General features: G+C 38.1%; 17 protein-coding genes. 12 read left to right on the forward strand and 5 right to left on the reverse strand.

What is annotated here, in order from left to right; translation table 11 throughout:
- Positions 1-20: 20 nt before the first annotated feature.
- The 3 genes from CEV08_RS01285 to CEV08_RS01295 form a co-directional block, all read right to left on the reverse strand.
- Positions 21-926, reverse strand: coding sequence for a heme/hemin ABC transporter substrate-binding protein (locus tag CEV08_RS01285; RefSeq protein ID WP_100129984.1), 906 nt, complete (start codon positions 924-926; stop codon positions 21-23).
- A gap of 11 nt (positions 927-937) precedes the next feature.
- Entirely contained in the window at positions 938-1,981 is a 1,044-nt protein-coding gene (locus tag CEV08_RS01290) for a hemin-degrading factor (protein WP_100129985.1), read from the reverse strand.
- A gap of 264 nt (positions 1,982-2,245) precedes the next feature.
- Positions 2,246-4,423 carry a TonB-dependent hemoglobin/transferrin/lactoferrin family receptor gene (locus CEV08_RS01295; RefSeq protein WP_100129986.1) on the reverse strand — a complete coding sequence of 726 codons (2,178 nt, stop codon included), beginning with the start codon at positions 4,421-4,423 and terminating at the stop codon, positions 2,246-2,248.
- A 243-nt stretch (positions 4,424-4,666) separates the two neighbouring features.
- Between CEV08_RS01295 and CEV08_RS01300 the strand changes: the two genes are divergently transcribed.
- Positions 4,667-5,446, forward strand: coding sequence for an energy transducer TonB family protein (locus CEV08_RS01300; protein ID WP_100129987.1), 780 nt, complete (start codon positions 4,667-4,669; stop codon positions 5,444-5,446).
- A gap of 1,043 nt (positions 5,447-6,489) precedes the next feature.
- Here the strand turns inward: CEV08_RS01300 and CEV08_RS01310 are convergent.
- A complete protein-coding gene (locus CEV08_RS01310; RefSeq protein WP_100129989.1) occupies positions 6,490-8,583 on the reverse strand; it encodes a lytic transglycosylase domain-containing protein in 2,094 nt (697 codons plus the stop codon).
- Positions 8,584-8,834: 251 nt separating this feature from the next.
- Between CEV08_RS01310 and dapA the strand changes: the two genes are divergently transcribed.
- Entirely contained in the window at positions 8,835-9,719 is an 885-nt protein-coding gene (dapA, locus tag CEV08_RS01315; RefSeq protein ID WP_100129990.1) for a 4-hydroxy-tetrahydrodipicolinate synthase, read from the forward strand.
- A 17-nt stretch (positions 9,720-9,736) separates the two neighbouring features.
- Positions 9,737-10,213, forward strand: coding sequence for an SsrA-binding protein SmpB (gene smpB, locus CEV08_RS01320; RefSeq protein WP_100129991.1), 477 nt, complete (start codon positions 9,737-9,739; stop codon positions 10,211-10,213).
- Between the two features lie 42 nt (positions 10,214-10,255).
- On the opposite strand, the gene CEV08_RS01325 is transcribed toward smpB, so the two are convergent.
- Positions 10,256-10,924, reverse strand: a complete 669-nt coding sequence (locus tag CEV08_RS01325) for a uracil-DNA glycosylase (RefSeq protein WP_100129992.1) — start codon at positions 10,922-10,924, stop codon at positions 10,256-10,258.
- A gap of 569 nt (positions 10,925-11,493) precedes the next feature.
- Between CEV08_RS01325 and rpoZ the strand changes: the two genes are divergently transcribed.
- The 9 genes from rpoZ to recO all read left to right on the forward strand — a co-directional run bounded on the left by rpoZ (position 11,494) and on the right by recO (position 19,181).
- A complete protein-coding gene (gene rpoZ / locus CEV08_RS01330) occupies positions 11,494-11,892 on the forward strand; it encodes a DNA-directed RNA polymerase subunit omega (RefSeq protein WP_100129993.1) in 399 nt (132 codons plus the stop codon).
- 129 nt (positions 11,893-12,021) lie between these two features.
- Positions 12,022-14,244 carry a RelA/SpoT family protein gene (locus CEV08_RS01335; protein WP_100129994.1) on the forward strand — a complete coding sequence of 741 codons (2,223 nt, stop codon included), beginning with the start codon at positions 12,022-12,024 and terminating at the stop codon, positions 14,242-14,244.
- A 16-nt stretch (positions 14,245-14,260) separates the two neighbouring features.
- Positions 14,261-14,839, forward strand: coding sequence for an orotate phosphoribosyltransferase (gene pyrE, locus CEV08_RS01340; protein ID WP_100130085.1), 579 nt, complete (start codon positions 14,261-14,263; stop codon positions 14,837-14,839).
- 93 nt (positions 14,840-14,932) lie between these two features.
- Complete coding sequence (locus CEV08_RS01345) at positions 14,933-15,523, forward strand: DUF2062 domain-containing protein (RefSeq protein WP_100129995.1); 591 nt, start codon at positions 14,933-14,935, stop codon at positions 15,521-15,523.
- 20 nt (positions 15,524-15,543) lie between these two features.
- Positions 15,544-15,945, forward strand: coding sequence for a holo-ACP synthase (acpS, locus tag CEV08_RS01350; RefSeq protein ID WP_100129996.1), 402 nt, complete (start codon positions 15,544-15,546; stop codon positions 15,943-15,945).
- Positions 15,946-16,025: 80 nt separating this feature from the next.
- Complete coding sequence (gene lepB, locus CEV08_RS01355; protein WP_100129997.1) at positions 16,026-16,838, forward strand: signal peptidase I; 813 nt, start codon at positions 16,026-16,028, stop codon at positions 16,836-16,838.
- Entirely contained in the window at positions 16,819-17,526 is a 708-nt protein-coding gene (rnc, locus tag CEV08_RS01360) for a ribonuclease III (RefSeq protein ID WP_100129998.1), read from the forward strand. The genes lepB and rnc overlap by 20 nt, the downstream gene beginning before the upstream one ends.
- Positions 17,519-18,424, forward strand: a complete 906-nt coding sequence (era, locus tag CEV08_RS01365; protein ID WP_100129999.1) for a GTPase Era — start codon at positions 17,519-17,521, stop codon at positions 18,422-18,424. The genes rnc and era overlap by 8 nt, the downstream gene beginning before the upstream one ends.
- Before the next feature lie 10 nt (positions 18,425-18,434).
- Entirely contained in the window at positions 18,435-19,181 is a 747-nt protein-coding gene (gene recO / locus CEV08_RS01370; RefSeq protein WP_100130000.1) for a DNA repair protein RecO, read from the forward strand.
- Positions 19,182-19,188: the final 7 nt, after the last annotated feature.

The raw sequence follows: 19,188 nt of genomic DNA on the forward strand, positions 1-19,188 counted from the left end.
GGAAGGGTTCTCTATCAATTTTATTCGTTTCTATCGTTTTGGTTTGCATCATAAAGCATATGAATAAGTTCTCTTGACGCGTATGCAGTGCGTGGACCAAATCCTAAAAGGTACATAGCATCCATTTGTTTAATAGCATGATTTTTAGCGGCAGTTGTTGCTTGAATTGCTGGTATAGCTAAAAGCTTTTCAAGATTAAGAGATTTGCCACTGTGTGTTATAAGCAAAATAGCATCAGGATTTGCTTTCAATAACGCTTCGTTATTCAGAAGTTTATACCCTTTATAATCAGTAATGGCATTGATAGCACCTGCAAGCTTTATGATACCATCAGCCGCTGTACCTGTTCCAGATGCCATAACCCGCCCATTTTGCACAGACAAAATAAAAAGGACACGTTTTGGTTTCGTTACTTTTGCCAAAAGAGCATCATTATCTACAAAATCACGGCTCACTGTTTGAATTAATGCAGCAGCTTGTTCCTCACGATGGATAGCTTTTCCAACGAGACGAATTTTTTCTATAACACTCTCTCGAGAATAGTCTTCTGGTATGATCACGATAGGGATTGATGTTTTTTTGAGAATTTCAATTGTTGAAGGAGGCCCACTTCCTTCAACGAGCAAGATGCCTTCTGGAGCGAGAGACAGAACACCTTCAGGTGAAAGAGCACGCATGTAGCCAAGCACCGGAAGTTTGAGGGCTTCTTTGGGATAAACGCTTGTACTATCACGGGCAACAAGTTGATCTTGTGCGCCTAATGCAWAAACAATTTCCGTCAGAGAACCGCCAATAGAGACAATACGTGCATTTTCAGAAAAATGTGTGACAGCCTCAGCAATAACACGTTGAGAAAAAAAGCTAAGAGAAAGAAGTGCAAAAAAAAGAAAAAAAGCCAATCGTCTGCACAAAAAAAGTATAAGCATATTTCATCTTTCTAAGCGACGACTAATTCTTGATAGGGAAGAAGAGACTTCAATAAAGAACGCCAATCCTCACGCTCTTTTTGACCTTCTTTGCGCAAGCCAAAGAATTGAACAATCATTTCATCATTTTTATTGAAAACTTCAAGTGAACTGACATAACCATCACGGGTAGGTTTGCGAACATGCCATACACGAGCAATTCCAGATGTGAGTAAATGAAGATCAAAATGTGGATCGAGAACATTAAGCCAAGGACCCGTTTGCTTAATATTTTTTACAGTCCCACTAAAAATTTGAATACACCCTCCATTACCAACAAAGCACATAATTGGCAGTTCTTGTTGTGCGGCTTGGTTAAGCATCATTTCAACAGCATTTACCTGTAATTCATCGGCAAATTCATTACCAACATGTTTTACAGCGTGATGCCGATTAATTTTAAATTCGGAAATAATTTTATGAAGTTGGTGTACATCTGTCATTTTCCGCCAACGGTCCCGAAAATTCTCAATATCCAATTCTGTTACATCACACTGGACTGGAAGAGAAACGGGAAGAATGTCAAGAACAGAAGATTGATCTTCAAGCAGAAGCTTTTCAACAAGTTTATTCCATTCTTCCATATTTGTCATATCTTTAGAATAGACTTTTAAAATAGCAACGCCATGTTGATCAAAAAACTGCAGACTTTTTGTAGGTTTTCCAAGAATAACCACATCATATTCGAAACCGAACTTCCATTGTTTTGCAAAAATACGCAAATCAATTTCACCAAGTGTGATAGGAACATGTTCGTTTTGAACAATTTTTTCAAAACGTCCCGTTATTTCGTGAACAGCATATTCGTTGCGTGTTAAGACCATAACTGTTCCAAGTCGAGGAGCACTTTCCAAAAGAATAGCAACATCAGTTTTTAGTCTTTTTGCTTTTCCAACGGTACAATAGGCCGCAATAAGTTCCGCTTCAGATATACCAATCGAAACCGCAAAATCGCGGTTTCGCATTTCTTTTTTTTCTTCACGCAAACGAAGAATCATTTCAGCTGTATGTGCCATGGACTTCACCTTATGTTACTTCACTTAAAAACTAACTTTCAAATTTCATAATCCTAAGGCAATAGATTAAACTCTCTTAAGAGTTCGATCTATCACAAAATTATGCTTTATCGCCAACAGCCGAACAATCAAAAAACGATAAAAAAGAAAGCATTAAAGTTTTTCTATCAAATCTTTGTAATTTTAAAGATGTTGAAAATAGAAACACAATAATTTATCCTTTTATCGATATGGTTTTATTAACCTAATCGTTAACAGAAGTGACTAAAACTTTTGTACGAACGATACCTTAAAGTTACGACCAGGCTGGCTATAATAATCCTTCGGTGTTGTACTTTTTCCTGAAGGAAGTTCAGATGCATTCCAATATTTTGTATTGAAAAGATTATAAACACCAGCTCTTAGAATAGGTCCTGTTTCACCGAATGGCTTCCACCACCCTGTTATATCAACAACATGATATCCTGGAATTTTTTGGTAATCAGATGCTTCAGCTACTTTATCACGTTTGGCTGCCAAAGTGAGAATAATATCACTTCCCCAAGCCTCCTTCGCATATCCTAATCCGATAACTGCTTTCAAAGGAGGAATTGAGTTAAGATGTTCCTTTTTATCAAGATCTTTCCCTTGTGAATAAGCAAGGGCAACATTACTGTGAAAACCATTTTTAAGAACTAAATGCGCTTTTGTTTCAATACCAAAAATCTGCACACGTAAACGATTTATGTAATGCTGACGCGAAAGCCTAAATTCTTCTGATGGACCCCTATCCTCAAGATCTATGAAGTTCTTATATTGGTTGATAAAGCCACCAAAGGAACCACCAAAATTTTCATTTCCATATCGCAGACCAACATCATATCCATTGCTTGTTTCTGGTTGAAGATCAGGATTTCCTTTTACGTAATAAGCAGAAGGTTTGATATAAGAGACGTAAAGTTCTGAAATACGTGGTGCACGAAAAGCTTGTGCCCACTGAGCATAAAGTGTTACTTGATTATGAACATCCCACTCCATGCGTAATTTAGGGGAAAAGCGTGATCCACTTCTTTCTGGGGGGAATTTATCAGAAATCAGTGCTTTCTCATAAGCAGGTGTTTCTTGAGGAACATATTTGTACCAATCATACCGAACTCCCGGCGTTATACGAAAACGATTATCAACGAATCCAACTTCCTCTTCAAAAACAAAACCTAAATTGTAACCATTTGTGTCTGGTGAATCCGATCGATTAGCAGGAACATAAAGACATCCGTGAGCGTATTCTTTTATATGACAATTGTCTTTACCAAACAAATAGTGATGAAATTTAGATAACGAAACATTCGTTGCAAACTTTAACGTATGGCTTACAGTACCAAAATCTACTTTTTTAAGCGCATCAGCATTAAAACCATAATTGATATTACGCAAAAAATTATCTCTCAAATAATCCCCTTTAGGGGCTGAAACACGAACACCAGTCATCAGATCGCGATCCGATTGCCTTTGCCAATAAAGTAGTCCATTAAAAGCATCAAGAACCGCGTCCCCATCACCATTATAATTATAAGAGAGAGAAAGGCGTTCACGAAGCTTATTATTCCGCTCATAAACGGAACCTGGAGCATATCTTTTAGGGGAATTTAATGCATGTGTGTTACTATTATGATCAAAACGCTCTGCGGTAAAACCAAGCCGATGATTATCACCCAAATATTGATGAATTTTAAAAAGCAAGTTATTTTTGTCAAACTGAGAAGGGTTTTTGCGTGTGCGTTCTTCATATCCTTCCACTGTTCCCATATTTTTGCGCTCATGACCTGCTACATAAGACCCTTGGAAAAGCAAAAATGTTCGGTAATTACGCACAGCAAAAGCTTGATCAATGCGCCAGCTGTTATCAACAGAATGATAACCACCTTTTATAAGGCTTCCCCAATTTTTTCCTTCCATGATAAGGTCTTCAGGATTAAGGGTACGCAATGCAATGACTCCCCCTAGGGCACCAGAACCATAAAGACTAGAATCTGATCCTTGAATAGTATCAAACGTAGAAAGTGCATTAAAATCAAAAGTTGTGTTTCCACCTCCACCCCGCAGGATATCATCAAACCATGGAAGAGAAATACCATCTATTGTCGTAAGGACACGGCTCGCATCTAAACCACGAATAACGAAACTGTTATTTGCTGAGTTATAGGATACAGAAGGATTAAGACGACTTACGTCATACACATCAGTTATTTGTTTATCATCAATATTCTTGTTGGTTTTACGATCAGTTAGAATGGTTATTGAATTTGAGGCATCCTCTACTTTTTTTCCTTTAATAAGAATTGGTTTGAGCTCAGTCACAACACTCTTATCACTGTTTTGTGCAAAAACAAATGAAGGTATACAGACCGATAACGCACCTAAAATTACACAGCTTTTATGGATATTTTTTCGTCTTATTCGCATAACACATTATAACCTTTTTTAAAAACATCCCCTCTCTAAGCTTGAAATTTCACATATAAAAACGCTTGACTTAACCCTACAAAAAATTAGCCAACCAAGCAGGAATGATTTAACAACACAAAATCATAAAGAGACCATATAAAACATGATAAAATCAGTCAAGAAAAAAGTTGCAATTTCAAAATAGCTTGTTTTAATGAGATGAAAGACCAATACTGACTTAGAATAGCGGCGGAAAAAACGATGAACTTTGCAAATATGAGGCAGTTATCAACTCTTTGGATTGGTGCATTTGTTGGCGCTCTTTTTTTGCATATTGCATTGGGAACACAGTTTTATTTTCAGAAGACTGGTGTCAGTAATGGTATGCTCTCACCGACGCTTATACTAACTCTTGCTCAAGAGAGTGTATATCTCGATGCTGATATAGATTCACCGAAGCCAGATCATGATACAGATTTATCAAATGTCAGCACAAAATCAGAACCATTGCAGCCAGATCTTACTGAGAAAGAGCCAGAGATATTGGAAACAGTGGATGAAATTCAATCGGAAGAGCCCCAGCACACTGTAGAAAAAGATGATTTTACAGTAAAATCTTTGGAAGAATCTCCTCCTCAAAAAGAAGAAGATAAAATATTTGAGAAAAAAACAATACCAAAGACAGTTGTAAAGAAGCCACCTGTAAAGGCCGTGCGTTCACTTACTGCCAGACAGAGCGGTAGTACAGCAGGGCTTGAAGATATGGTGTTAATGGAGTGGTTAGCAAAGGTACAGTCGCAATTAGAAAGGCAAAAAAATTATGTTGTGAGACGGCGTACCAGCTGGGCAAAAGGAACGGTGAAGTTAGAATTTAAGGTGCATGAGCGGGGGAGCATTTTTTCTAGCCGTGTTGTCGTTTCTGCTGGAGATCCAGAGCTTGATCGATTGGCTATGGCAGCCCTTCAACGCGTTGGTTCTTTTCCTCCCCCTCCACCATCAAAAGTGAATAAAACGATTAGAGTATCCTTGATATTTAGCTGATTTTTTATAGAGTGCTCTGTTTGGATAATATATTGATTTAGAATGATTGCTCATCATTTTACAATTTGAATGAAATATAGTTCTCTCCAAATCTTTTTGACGTTGAATCAATCAAAACCATTCGCTTAATATGTGATAAGGGGCAAGGGGGAACATGGATAAAAAACTTTGGGAGTGAATATATTTCTTATGAATGTTCTAAATGAAAGGGCTGTTGCAACATTGGGCATTCGGGGATGATAGAGCTATAGCTTTTATCTCATTAAAGGCAATATATTTAATTGATTTTTATACCATTCGTGAGAGGATTTTTATAAGCACTTTTCAGGTTCACTGTTGTGAAATGAACTTAGAAACATTAAAATTAGAAACATTAAAAAATGTTTTTTAAAAACAAAAACAGGAATAAGAAACACATATTATTAGGCTAGATATCCCGTTTTGTATCAAGGGTGTGGGCTTATATATAAAGCTTAAGAGAAATAAAGGGTAAAGATTCATCTGCATATTTTAAAAGATATTAATATGTTTGAAAGTCGTAAAGCTGAATGAAAAGGGAAGGGGAGAGAGAATATTTTTATTTTTAAGGTTTATCTTACTCAATGGTCTCTTTTTGCTTTAGAGATGATTAAAATAGATATATGCAATAACGCATGCCTATTGGGTATAGAAATATTGTAAGCAGAAAAAACGCCCTCAAAATACGCTGTTGTACAAGATTTGAATGTTGATGAATAAGCAACAGTAAAAGGATGGGTTATTCGTTTCACTTTTTTACATTGATAACTTCTACGATATTATCGTTTATGTGTTGAAAAGAAATGAAGTGTTTGTGCAATATGATGATTTATAATGATAATTCATTATTTTGTATTTGGAATGAGAAATCCGCGTAGGATTTCTCCATTGCAGCTCTATTGATTCTGAAGCAATTAAAATCACTTACTTGCCCATTAAGAATGAGATTGTATGTGGATACTCTTTGAAGAAGGAATAAAAATGTCTCTTAAAAACGCAATGCTCTTTAGGAAGGTTTAGGCATATTATTTCCATTGACCAGAAAGCAGGTCAGTTTTTATATCTATTTTCCCAGTGAGTCTTGCTTTGTAGACACCGTAATTTTCCATGACACGCATCACGTAATTGCGTGTTTCAGTATAAGGGATACGTTCAATCCAATCAATGATGTTATCGAGAGATTGTCCTCGAGGATCGCCATAACGTTTGATCCATTCATCGACCCGACGGGGACCTGCATTATAGCCAATAAGAGTTAGTATATAAGATCCATTAAAACGTTCTAATTGTTCATTGAGAAAATGGGCCCCTAATGTCACATTATAATGAGCATCACTGCTGAATTTTTTATAAGACCATGCGATTGAATATTTTTTTGCGAGTGCTTTTGCTGTGGTAGGAAGCAATTGGAGTATGCCTTGTGCACCTGCTTTTGATATGGCTGTTGGATTAAATTCGCTTTCTTGGCGTGCAATAGCATAGATAAGCGATTTTTCTTCTATAGAAATATGCGCAGAAGCTGGTATAGCTCCTAAAGGATGAGAAAGCGCTCCGACATTTTTTCCCTGAAGAGCAGCCATTTTTCCGATTTTGAGGCTGGTATAATAGTCACCATTTTTTTCTGCCATAACAGCCAGAAGGGCTAATTCACCGGGGCTTTCTATTTTTTTCCCAAGTTCTCTATAAAGAACTTTAGCAAAATCAGCATATCCGGCTTCTTCAAGACGTTGAATTGCTTTGATCACTTTTCGTGCACTAAAATGTTGTCGCTCAGCGATGGTTGGTTTAGGAAAAGAAATATTAAGCTTTTTTTGGTTGAGTCGCGCAGCAGCTAATTGACCATAATACGTTGCACCAAAATGAGCTGCGCGATAAAAGTAATGCTGGGCATTTTTGTGTTCTCCTAGCGTTTCTGCTGTTCGTCCCATCCAATAATATCCACGTGATGCAGAAAAAGGTAAAGAAGAGAGTTGAGGAATGCGTGAAAAATGCTGCATTGCCAATTTAGGGTTATGAAGAAACCGTAGCGCATACCATCCTGCATGAAACTCTGCATCGACAGCTAATGCAGATGTCATACCAGTGTGCTTTACAACGAGTTGATAAGCCATTTGGGGTTTGTTTAAATCAAGCATCTCGCGAGAAAGGGCGCGTTGTTCTTTCCACAATGAATGAGGGTTCATAAGATGGAATGTATCTTTTGATGTTTTCATCATGAGCATTGCGGCGGCATCATATTGCTCTGTTCGGCGAAGATGGCGCATTCGAGCAAACTGGAAGAGAGGATCTTTTTTCCATGTTCTCTCTACAGCTTGTAACTTTTGTGTCGCTTTAGGATCATTTTTTTCAACGGCCACAAAAGCATCAAAAAGAGATTGAGCATGAGCTAATTTTGCAACGCGTGCCGCTGAATCAAAACGATGTGTATACAGCATAAACTGCATGCGTTTTAAATGATCAATAGGTTTTAAGGCCGCACTTGCATTTTTAAGAACAAACACTTCTTCTTTTTCATTAAGCCGTGTTTTATGCCACCACGGTGCAATAATGTGTTGAGCACGGGTGATTTGTCTTGTTGCAATAAGTGCTTTAACAAAGAGAGCCATGCCTTGTGCTGTGAGGGGGGGATGATGAGAAAATTTTTGGATAATGGCGCCTGTGACATTGGTTTCGTTAAGAAAAGCACGTTCAGCATTGCGTTGCATCGTTTCTATACCAGGCCATCCCTTTAGCATGTTGATAGCATTATATATTTCAGAACTTGGTATATTATCTTGGTTTGATAGCCCCAGCGCCCATGTCAAAATATGACGATCAAGGCTATGTTTTTCCATTGAATTACGCAAGTTTATTGTTTTTGCAATATTTTTGTTGGCAAGGGCATCTAGCCCAGCTTTTAGTTGCTTGAGTGTTGCAGTATTGTGCAATATCGTGCGTCTTTGCTGAAGCGGTTCTTGAGTTTTTTGTTTGATCGTAAGGGGGGTAGGGCGTGCTGAAGGGATTGTTGCTTTCCCATGTAAAAGCGGTGTTTGTGCATAAGCACTTGAAAATAAAATTCTTATTGCCAGTATAAGTGCAGTAAAGGTTGATACGAAAAGAGAGGTGGAAAATACACGCATAGAGAAAAGACCTTGAGACCTTGCTTTTTGCAAAAACTTAAGGGTTTATAGAACACAAGCATGAAAAACGCGTTAATATAAACAGCTTATCTGAAGGAAATATTCAAAATTTAAGGAGGGACATATTCATCTTATGGAGGCTTTTTTTGAAATTCATCTTGCTTCAATGATGGAGCAAGATTATGCTCTATTTAAAATTTATAAAGGCGATTATTAAAAAGAATAAAAGCGAACATTATAGGGAGTTTATCATGCTCAAGGGAGCGATAACTGCGCTTATTACACCGTTTGATCACAAGGGTGCAATTGATGAAAAAGCGTTTTGTGATTTTGTTGAATGGCAGGTCACACAAGGGATTAACGGTGTAAGCCCTGTTGGGACAACAGGTGAATCAGCAACTTTAAGTCATGAAGAACATAAGAGAATTATAGCATTGTGTGTTGAACAGGTCGCAAAGCGTGTTCCTGTTGTTGCTGGAGCAGGATCCAATAGCACAAGTGAGGCTATAGAGCTTGCACAATACGCACAAAAGGCTGGTGCAGATGCCGTTTTGGTTGTTACGCCCTATTATAATAGACCCAATCAGTCTGGTTTATATAAGCATTTTTCTTCCATTGCCAAAGCTGTTTCTATTCCGATTATAATTTATAATATTCCTGGTCGTTCTGTTATCGATATGGCTGTGGAAACGATGAGAGACCTTTATCAAGATTTTAACAATATCATTGGTGTTAAGGATGCAACGAGCAGAATTGAGCGCGTGAGTGAACAAGTTGAAAAGTGTGGCAAAGATTTTGTGCAGCTTTCTGGTGATGATTGTACAGCATTAGGTTTTAATGCACATGGAGGTGTTGGCTGTATTTCAGTTTCCTCTAATGTTGCTCCAAAACTTTGTTCAGAGCTTCAGGCTGCTTGTTTTCATGGTGATTATAAAACAGCACGGGAATTAAATGATCGCCTTATGCCTCTCAATCGTGCTGTGTTTATTGAACCGAGCCCAGCAGGGATTAAATATGCTGCTGCAAAATTGGGTTTTTGTGGTGAGACTGTGCGTTCTCCGATTGTTCCATTAACAGAGAGCACAAAGAAGATTATTGATGCAGCCCTTAGTCATGCTGGTCTTTTAAACGCATAAATGATATCGACAAAGCCATGAATAAAAAAAAGAATGCGCCCGTACGGAAAATAATTGCTGACAATCGTAAGGCACGTTTTAATTTTGAAATCCTTAATAATCTTGAAGCGGGTCTTGTTCTTCAAGGAGCGGAAGTGAAGTCTTTACGTTCTAATCACGCTAATATTGCTGAAAGCTATGCCAGTTTTGAAAATGGGGAGTTATGGTTAGTAAACAGCTATATTCCTGAATATACGCAGGCCAATCGTTTTAATCATGAGCCGAGACGTTTGCGTAAGTTATTACTTTCAAAACGCGAGATGGCACGCTTTTTTAATGCAACATCTCGTGAAGGAATGACACTTATTCCTCTCAAACTTTATTTTAATGAACGTGGGCGTGTTAAGTTAGAGATTGCTCTAGCGCGTGGAAAAAAACTTCATGATAAGCGCGAAACGGAAAAAAAACGTGATTGGGGACGTGAAAAAGCAAGACTTTTAAAAAGATATGGATGATCGATGTGGATATCCTTTATTTATAGTGTTTTTGAAACAGTTTTAGCATTGATCTAAGTATGTTTTTGCTGCTTGAAAAATTTGGTGAAACATAGCGTCCGTCAAGCGGCCAGTATTCGTATTATAACGAGAACAGTGATAGCTTGAAAAGATGCGTAATCTACCAATATTATTGATTTTTCCATGTCCAAAAGGGTGAGCTAAAACTTTTGCATTAAGAGCACGTATCGTTGAATGGTGTGCAATGGTCCCTAAGGTAATAATGGCTTTAAGTTTGGGAAGATTTGTTAAAAGAGGCGAAAAGAAAGAACGGCACGTGTTAATTTCTGCACCGGTGGGTTTGTTTTCTGGTGGAACACAACGAACAGAATTAACGATTGCAGCATCAATCAGTTCAAGATTATCATTTGCTCTTTCTTCAAAGGTCCCTTGGGCAAATCCGAATTTTTTCAAAGTGGAATAAAGTAAGTGCCCAGCATAATCACCCGTGAATGGACGTCCAGTTCGGTTGGCGCCGCGTAATCCAGGAGCAAGACCAACAATGAGAAGACGCGTTGTATCTGCGCCTTTATAGGGAAAGAAAGGGCGTACTGGTGCGTTATGCCAGCTTGGTTCTTTTATACGCCAGTCAGCAATAAACTGATGGAGCCTAGGGCATAAATTGCAATTTCGGGGAGGCTCTGGGCAAAGTGATGTTAATGGACTATTCATGGCTTAAGGATCAATACTTTTTTATTCTTTTGAGTCTTTTATAACGTATATGACGGGTTATGTTTTGATAAACAATTTAGCATATCAATAAACTATTTTAGAAGAAAGTTTAACATAAACCTATGGCTAATTATGATGTAACGAGAGGCAATTTTTCAGTCATTTATTCAATGAAATAAGAGTACAATACATAGAGATGTTTAAAGAAAAAAATTCTGTCTTTCATAAATATATTATCATAAAGTGTGCATAAGGCTGCTTTTATTGGCAAAGAATTTTAAGAGCTGGTATTTCTTTTAAAAGGATAAAGGCTCTTAGTAAAAGATTCCTTGGTAAGAAATACCCACCTTTGTTTGAATCCAATCTATTGAAATCCTTTTAAGAGCAGCTTTGATAACCAACACGATATACATTTTTTTATATTTTTATAAGTTTTCCAAGAATTTTCTTAAATAAGTTCTTTAAGCAAAAAATATGAAAGCTTGTGTTGTTTTTCTTGTGTTTTATTTTGATTATTGTATATACTTCCTATTCGCTATTAAATTTTTTTATTTGAGAAAGAGGCATAAATGGCCCGCGTAACGGTAGAAGATTGTATTGATAAAGTTGATAACCGCTTTGAATTGGTACTTTTAGCAGGTCATCGGGCGCGTCAGATTTCACAAGGAGCGCAGATTACGGTTGATCGTGATAATGATAAAAATCCAGTTGTCGCTTTGCGTGAAATAGCAGAAGAAACATTATCGCCTGCTGATTTAAAGGAAGATCTTATCCATTCGATGCAAAAGCATGTGGAAGTAGATGAGCCAGAAATGGCAAGTGGATTTATCACCCATTCAAGTGAAGCTGAAAGTGTTTTTAATACATCATCACAAGAAGAAGGAACTTCGTTTGATCATATGTCAGAAGAAGAGCTTTTAGCGGGGATTGAAGGTTTGGTTGTTCCAGAAAAAAGTGACGATTATTAATTGCGCCGGCTAATATGACAGAAGTAAAGATACCTTATTATGTAAGGAGAAGTTATTTTTCTTGTCTTTTAGTGACAAGTTGTGTTCAATAAGGATTTAAAGGTGTAAAAAGATAAAGGATATGCTCGTATGATGCGTCAGTGTGAGCTTGTTGCGCGTATTCAACGTTACAAGTCTGACGTAGATGAGGCTCTTTTAAACAGAGCCTATGATTATGCAATGAGGAAGCATGCACATCAAACGCGTGCTTCAGGTGATCTTTATTTTTCTCATCCTCTAGAAGTTGCTTCTATTTTAACAGATATGCGGTTGGACGAAGCAACGATTGTGGTTGCTCTTTTGCATGATACGATTGAAGATACAAGCGCTACGCGAGCAGAAATTGATCAGCTTTTTGGTTCTGAAATTGGGAAGTTAGTTGAAGGGCTTACAAAGCTTAATAAGCTGGATCTTGTATCAAAGAAAGCTGTACAGGCAGAAAACCTTCGTAAACTTCTTATTGCCATTTCTGATGATGTTCGTGTTCTTTTAGTCAAACTTGCAGACCGCCTCCATAATATGCGTACCCTTGGAGTTATGCGTGATGATAAACGTCGACGAATTGCTGAGGAGACAATGGATATTTATGCGCCACTTGCGGGTCGTATGGGTATGCAGGATATGCGCGAGGAATTAGAGGACCTCTCTTTCTTTTATTTAAATCCAGAAGGTCATCGTACGATTACTAATCGACTTTCTGAACTATTGAAGCACAACCGTGATTTGCTTTCCACAATTGAAAATGAATTGACAAAACTTTTTTTGGAAAATGGCATTAAAGCAGATGTTAAAAGCCGTCAGAAAAAATCTTATTCAGTTTTTCGCAAAATGGAAAGTAAAGCATTATCTTTTGAACAGTTATCGGATATTTTTGGATTTCGTGTGATTGTTGAAACGGTAAATGATTGTTATCGTGCTCTTGGTATCATCCATACGACATGGCCGATAGTTCCTGGTCGTTTTAAAGATTATATCTCTATCCCAAAGCAAAATGATTATCGTTCTATTCATACAACCATTGTGGGGCCTTCGAGACAACGCGTTGAATTGCAAATTAGAACGGCTGCCATGAATGAAGTTGCTGAATATGGGGTTGCAGCCCATTCCATATATAAAGAGCAGGGTTCCAATTATTCAACTTTGAAGCTATCAAGCGAAACGAATGCTTATGCATGGTTGCGTCAAACGATACAATCTTTATCTGATGGCGATAATCCGGAAGAGTTTTTAGAACATACAAAACTTGAGCTTTTTCAAGACCAAGTTTTTTGTTTTACACCAAAAGGTCGATTAATTGCTTTTCCTAAAGGAGCGACACCTATTGATTTTGCTTATGCCGTTCATACAGATATTGGCGATTCTTGTGTGGGCGTAAAAATCAATGGTCGTATTATGCCTTTAATGACTAAATTAAAAAATGGTGACGAAGTTGATATTATCCGTTCACACGCTCAAATTCCACCAGCTGCGTGGGAATTTCTTGTTGTCACAGGTAAAGCACGTTCAGCTATTCGACGCGCAAGCCGAGCAGCGGTACGTAAGCAATATTCGGGTTTAGGATATCGTATTCTTGAGCGTTCGTTTGAATATATAGGAAAACAATTTTCAAAAGATGTTTTGAAGAAAGTTCTGCCACGTTTGGCACGTAAAGACGTAGAGGATGTATTGGCTGCTGTTGGGCGTGGAGAGCTGTTTCCCGCTGATGTGATTAAAGCGGTTTATCCCGATTATCAAGAGCGTGTGGCTCAAAAGTCATCTTTTAAGTCTGGGGAAGAAGGGTGGTTTAATATTGCAAATGCCCAAGGAATGATTTTTAAAGTTCCAGAAAATGAAAAGGATGCAATGGTCGAAAATAATCAATCTAAGGCATTGCCTATTCGAGGAACCAGTGGAGATATCCCTGTACGTTTTTCACCAGAAGGGGCTGTGCCTGGAGATCGGATTGTTGGTATTATGCAACCAGGCGCTGGGATCGTTATTTATCCAATACAGTCTTCAGCTTTGATGGCGTATGATGATCAGCCAGAACGATGGATTGATGTCCGCTGGGATATTGATTCACAAATGAAAGAGCGTTTTCCTGCACGGATGAATATTTTGGTTGTAAATAGTCCTGGTTCTTTGGCTGAAATTACGCAAATAATTTCTGCAAACGATGCCAATATCCAAAATTTATCTTTTATTCGTACAGCACCAGACTTTATAGAAATGATGATTGATTTAGAAGTTTGGGATTTAAAACATTTGAATCGTATTTTTTCTCAGTTAAAAAAGGCAGATTCAGTGAGTACAGTACGGCGGGTTCATGGATAATAAGAAAGATTTTGCAATGAATACACAAGATGTCATTGATATTTTTAAACAAGCGGATGCTATTCTAGAAGGACATTTTATTTTAACATCAGGGTGCCATAGTGCGGTTTATATGCAAAAGGCGAAGGTGTTTATGCATGCTGACTTAACGGAAAAGCTCTGTCGTGGATTGGCTGAAAAAATAAAAGAATCTATCGAGGAACAAATTGATTATGTCGTTGGTCCCGCAATTGGCGGTCTTATCCCTTCCTATGAGACTTCACGTCACCTTAGAGTTCCTTCTCTTTGGGTAGAGCGTGTCAATGGCATCTTTGAATTGCGTCGTTTTGAAATCCATAAGGGCGCACGGGTTGTTATTGTCGAAGATATTGTGACAACGGGTCTTTCCATTCGTGAAACCGTTGAGGCGCTGACGGCAGCAGGAGCAGAGGTATTGGCAAGTGCTTGTATCCTTGATCGTTCTGGTGGTAAGGTTGATGTTGGTGTTCCATTAATTGCGCTTGCTGAATATGAGATAGCCTCTTATGCGAGTGATGCGCTTCCTGCAGATCTTTCTGTTCTTCCAGCGATTAAACCAGGTAGTCGAAATATTTAATTGTCTTTCTATTTTTTTTATACAAAAACTTTAAAAGATTAATTTGGATGATATAGATTGTTTCATCATCAAAAGATGTATATTGAGAGTCATATGCTTTTTCGTCGTCGAGAACCAATAGATTTTTTAACACGTATTCGACTTTGGTTATGGCCACGTCGTTCATTTTCTCGCTCATTTTCTTACATCTATAAACGTATTTTGCGTATATCAGCAACACCGCATGAAGTTGCATTAGGGTTTGCTATTGGCATTTTTTTAGCCTGTTCCCCTGTCTTCGGGGTGCATATTATCTTGGCAATATTTTTTTCTTGGATTTTGCGTGCAAACTTTGCAGCTGCAATTATTGGGACTGTTTTTTCTAATCCACTTACATTTTTATTGATTGTTATGGCTGATTATAAAGTAGGGTATTTTTGTTTATCGCTTGTTAGTGATGTCAATGAGATTTCTCTTTCTCAAATTCGTGCTTTGTTTAATGGATTGACAATGTCAAATTTTTCTCTCCTTTTTAAAGGTGCATGGGATACAATTATGAGGCCTATGATTTTAGGTGGTACTCTTTTAGGTGTTGTTTTTGGGGGTATATCTTATATAGGTGTTTACAGAGCAACGGTTCGTTTTAAGCAAAAGCGATATCAAAAGATTATAAAAAAAAAGCGTTTAAAGAAGCGTTCATCGTAAGAAAGAGTGAGTAATATCTTATGATTGTTGGTCTTGGAAATGATTTGGTTGATATACGACGGATTGAGAGAATGTTGGTTCGTTATGGCGAGCGTTTTATCCAACGTATTTTTACGGATATTGAAAGGAATAGATCCGAAAAACTCAAAAAAAATTCTTCTTCTTATGCGAAAAGATTTGCCGCTAAAGAAGCATGCGCTAAAGCCTTAGGAACGGGAATCGCTTGTGGTATCAATTGGAAAGACATGGGGGTGGTTAATTTGCCATCTGGTAAACCAATCATGCAATTAACAAATCGTGCGCAAGTGCAACTTCAGAAGTTATTACCTCCTCATCATGATGCGGTTATTCATCTCAGCATAACAGATGATTTTCCTTGGGCGCAGGCATTTGTTATTATCGAAGCACTTCCACGTGGATAGATGGCGTGAGAGATTGTGCTTTTACTATTTGAATATTATGATGAAAAAAAGTTATATTTGTGATGAGAAGGTAGTTGGTGATGGTCCAAAAAGATGAAGTGCATAAAAAAGAAAAAAAAGGTGGGATTCTTGAATTAATTTCTGTTCTAATACAGGCTTTGCTTTTAGCAGCCTTTATTCGGACACTTTTTTTCCAGCCTTTTAGTATTCCTTCTGGTTCAATGCGTCCTACTTTATTAGTGGGGGATTATCTTTTTGTTTCTAAGTATGCATATGGATATTCTCATTTTTCCCTTCCCTTTTCTCCTCCCCTTTTTTCTGGGCGTATTTGGGCATCTCAACCTAAACGGGGAGATGTGGTCGTTTTTCGTTTACCAAGTAATCCGAAGATTGATTATATAAAACGCGTTGTTGGGCTACCAGGTGATCGTATACAAGTTCGTCAAAGTGTTCTTTATATTAATGATGAGGCTGTTTCGCGTCACTTTATGGGGAAGATTGATAATTCTGATATAACGGAAGTGAACTATCCTGTTGAGGTTTATCGCGAGACACTCCCTAATGGTGTTTATTACGATACGCTTGATTTGGCTTTCATCCCAAAAGTTGATGATACAAAAGTCTTTGAAATTCCTCAGGGACATTATTTTATGATGGGTGATAACCGCGACAATTCAGATGATAGTCGTTTGGATGTAGGCTATGTTCCAGAAGAAAATCTTATTGGTCGCGCGAGCCTGATTTTCTTTTCTATCAGTAATGGTTCAAGTGCTTGGCAGATTTGGCGCTGGCCATTTGATGTGCGTTGGAAACGTTTGTTTTCTTTCATAAATACGGTTCATGATTTGCCGCTTATCAAGCAAGGAAACAACGATGAAACGTCTCATGATTAATCAGCTTTTTAAGCTGACGGGGCATCGTTTTAAAGATGAAGAGAAATTAAAAAAAGCATTAACACACGCGAGTGTACAAGATTCGGAACAGGGAAATTATGAACGACTAGAGTTTCTAGGTGATCGAGTTTTAGGGCTTTTGATTGCAGAAATGCTGTATCAACTTTTTCCTCAGGCAAGTGAAGGTGAATTATCAGTTCGCTTGAATCATCTGGTCAATGCGCAGACATGTGCTGATATTGCACGCGAAATGAGACTGCCTGATATGATCCAAGTTGGTTTTGAGATGAGAAATTTTGAAGGGCGTCGGCTTATCAATATGCATGCAGATGTTGTGGAAGCTTTGATTGCGGTGATGTATCTTGAAGGAGGGTTGGAAAGCGTTCGTCCTTTTATTCAAAAATATTGGCAAAGTCGGGCAAAGAAAATGGATGCTGGTCGGCGTGATGCCAAGACAGAGTTACAAGAATGGGCGCATATCCAAGGCAATGCACAACCACATTATCAGGTTATCAAACGTTCAGGTCCAGATCACGATCCTGTTTTTATGGTAGAAGTCAGTATTTCAGGTTTTGCTTCGGAGATTGGGCAGGGAAGCTCTAAAAGATATGCTGAAAGAATGGCAGCTGAAAAAATTTTGCGACGAGAAGGTGTATGGAAAACGGTGGGAAAAAAGGATCATGAGTGACGTTATGAAAACGCGTTCTGGATTTGTTGTGCTTATTGGGATGCCGAATGCTGGTAAATCGACATTGGTTAATCAATTAGTTGGAACAAAGGTTTCAATTGTAACACATAAGGTACAAACAACACGAACTTTAATCCGCGGTATTGTCATTCATGATGATGTGCAAATTGTGTTTGTCGATACACCGGGGGTTTTTCGTCCCCATAAGTGTTTAGAGCGTGCCATGGTTTCTGCTGCTTGGGGAAGTGCTAAGAGTGCTGATGTTCTGCTTGTTTTAATTGATGCTCAAAGTGGTCTTTCGGATGAAGTTGATAGGATGTTAGATATTGTAAACAATATGAAACAAGAAAAAGTTCTCGTTCTAAATAAGGTTGATACAGTTGTTAAATCATCTCTTCTAGCCTTAACGACTAAAATAAATGAACGTATAAAGTTTGCGCAAACATTTATGATTTCTGCTCTAAACGGTTCTGGTTGCAAGGATTTACTTCATGCATTAAGTAATATGATGCAAGAGGGGCCATGGTATTATCCGGAAGATCAAATTTCCGATATGCCTATGCGTCATCTTGCTGCTGAAATTACGCGTGAAAAACTTTTTCTTCGTCTTCATGATGAGCTTCCCTATTCCTCAACGGTTGAAACAGAAAGCTTTGAAGAGCGTTCAGATGGTTCCGTTAAAATTAATCAAGTTATTTATGTAGAGCGTGAGAGTCAGAGGAAAATTGTTTTGGGAGCAAAAGGCGATACAATTAAAACGATTGGTCAAGCAGCACGCAAGGAACTTATGGAAATGATGGATCAAAAGGTTCATCTTTTTCTTTTTGTGAAAGTGCGCAATAATTGGGATACCGATCCAGAACGTTATCGTGAAATGGGATTGGATTTTTTAAAATAATTAAGACAAAATGAAGTGGAAAGAACAAGCTGTTATTCTTGGTGTGCGCCAATATGGTGAAACAAGCGTTATTCTTGAGATTATGACGCGTGAACGTGGTCGTTATATGGGGGTGGTAAAAGGGGGGCGTTCGCGTCGTATGGCAGCTCTTCTTCAACCCGGAAATTTTGTGGAGGCTGAATGGAGTGCGCGTTTAGAAGAACATTTGGGACTTTTTCGCCTTGAAGCTCTTGATTTACATGCGGCACGATTAATCTGTCTACCAGAAGCACTGTATGCTTTGCAATTGATTGCTTTTCATTTACGGCTTCTTCCCGAGCGTGATCCGCACCCCGTTTTATATGATATTTTATACCTTTTTATGCAGAATTTTGATGAACCATTTATCAATGCAGAATTGCTGGTACGTTTTGAAATGCGGCTTCTTGAAGAACTCGGGTTTGGTCTTGATTTATCTTGTTGTGCTGCAACTGGTTGCCAAGAAAAACTTTATTACGTATCGCCAAAATCTGGACGGGCTGTCTGTGAAGAAGCAGGGGAACCTTGGAAAAAAAAGCTTCTCATTCTCCCACAGTTTCTTGTGCAAAAAGCGATCCGTCCTACTGATTTTAGGGATATAACGAATGGTTTTAACTTAACGGGTTTTTTTCTTATGCGTCATGTTTGGGAGCCACGAGATATAAAACAGCCATCAGTGCGCACGAATTTGATACAGTTGTTTGAGCGTCGATTTGGTATACAGGCATTCATTTGCTGATCTGATA

The sequence above is a fragment of the Bartonella tribocorum genome (assembly GCF_002778015.1).
GTDB lineage: Bacteria > Pseudomonadota > Alphaproteobacteria > Rhizobiales > Rhizobiaceae > Bartonella > Bartonella tribocorum_B.

Bases quoted from the DNA above. Each gene is read 5' to 3' on its own strand.
- CEV08_RS01295 (WP_100129986.1), bottom strand. From the start codon at position 4,423: ATGCGAATAAGACGAAAAAATATCCATAAAAGCTGTGTAATTTTAGGT.
- pyrE (WP_100130085.1), top strand. From the start codon at position 14,261: ATGAATACACAAGATGTCATTGATATTTTTAAACAAGCGGATGCTATT.
- CEV08_RS01300 (WP_100129987.1), top strand. From the start codon at position 4,667: ATGAACTTTGCAAATATGAGGCAGTTATCAACTCTTTGGATTGGTGCA.
- era (WP_100129999.1), top strand. From the start codon at position 17,519: ATGAGTGACGTTATGAAAACGCGTTCTGGATTTGTTGTGCTTATTGGG.
- smpB (WP_100129991.1), top strand. From the start codon at position 9,737: ATGAATAAAAAAAAGAATGCGCCCGTACGGAAAATAATTGCTGACAAT.
- rpoZ (WP_100129993.1), top strand. From the start codon at position 11,494: ATGGCCCGCGTAACGGTAGAAGATTGTATTGATAAAGTTGATAACCGC.
- acpS (WP_100129996.1), top strand. From the start codon at position 15,544: ATGATTGTTGGTCTTGGAAATGATTTGGTTGATATACGACGGATTGAG.
- lepB (WP_100129997.1), top strand. From the start codon at position 16,026: ATGGTCCAAAAAGATGAAGTGCATAAAAAAGAAAAAAAAGGTGGGATT.
- CEV08_RS01290 (WP_100129985.1), bottom strand. From the start codon at position 1,981: ATGGCACATACAGCTGAAATGATTCTTCGTTTGCGTGAAGAAAAAAAA.
- CEV08_RS01325 (WP_100129992.1), bottom strand. From the start codon at position 10,924: ATGAATAGTCCATTAACATCACTTTGCCCAGAGCCTCCCCGAAATTGC.
- dapA (WP_100129990.1), top strand. From the start codon at position 8,835: ATGCTCAAGGGAGCGATAACTGCGCTTATTACACCGTTTGATCACAAG.
- recO (WP_100130000.1), top strand. From the start codon at position 18,435: ATGAAGTGGAAAGAACAAGCTGTTATTCTTGGTGTGCGCCAATATGGT.
- CEV08_RS01310 (WP_100129989.1), bottom strand. From the start codon at position 8,583: ATGCGTGTATTTTCCACCTCTCTTTTCGTATCAACCTTTACTGCACTT.
- rnc (WP_100129998.1), top strand. From the start codon at position 16,819: ATGAAACGTCTCATGATTAATCAGCTTTTTAAGCTGACGGGGCATCGT.
- CEV08_RS01335 (WP_100129994.1), top strand. From the start codon at position 12,022: ATGATGCGTCAGTGTGAGCTTGTTGCGCGTATTCAACGTTACAAGTCT.
- CEV08_RS01345 (WP_100129995.1), top strand. From the start codon at position 14,933: ATGCTTTTTCGTCGTCGAGAACCAATAGATTTTTTAACACGTATTCGA.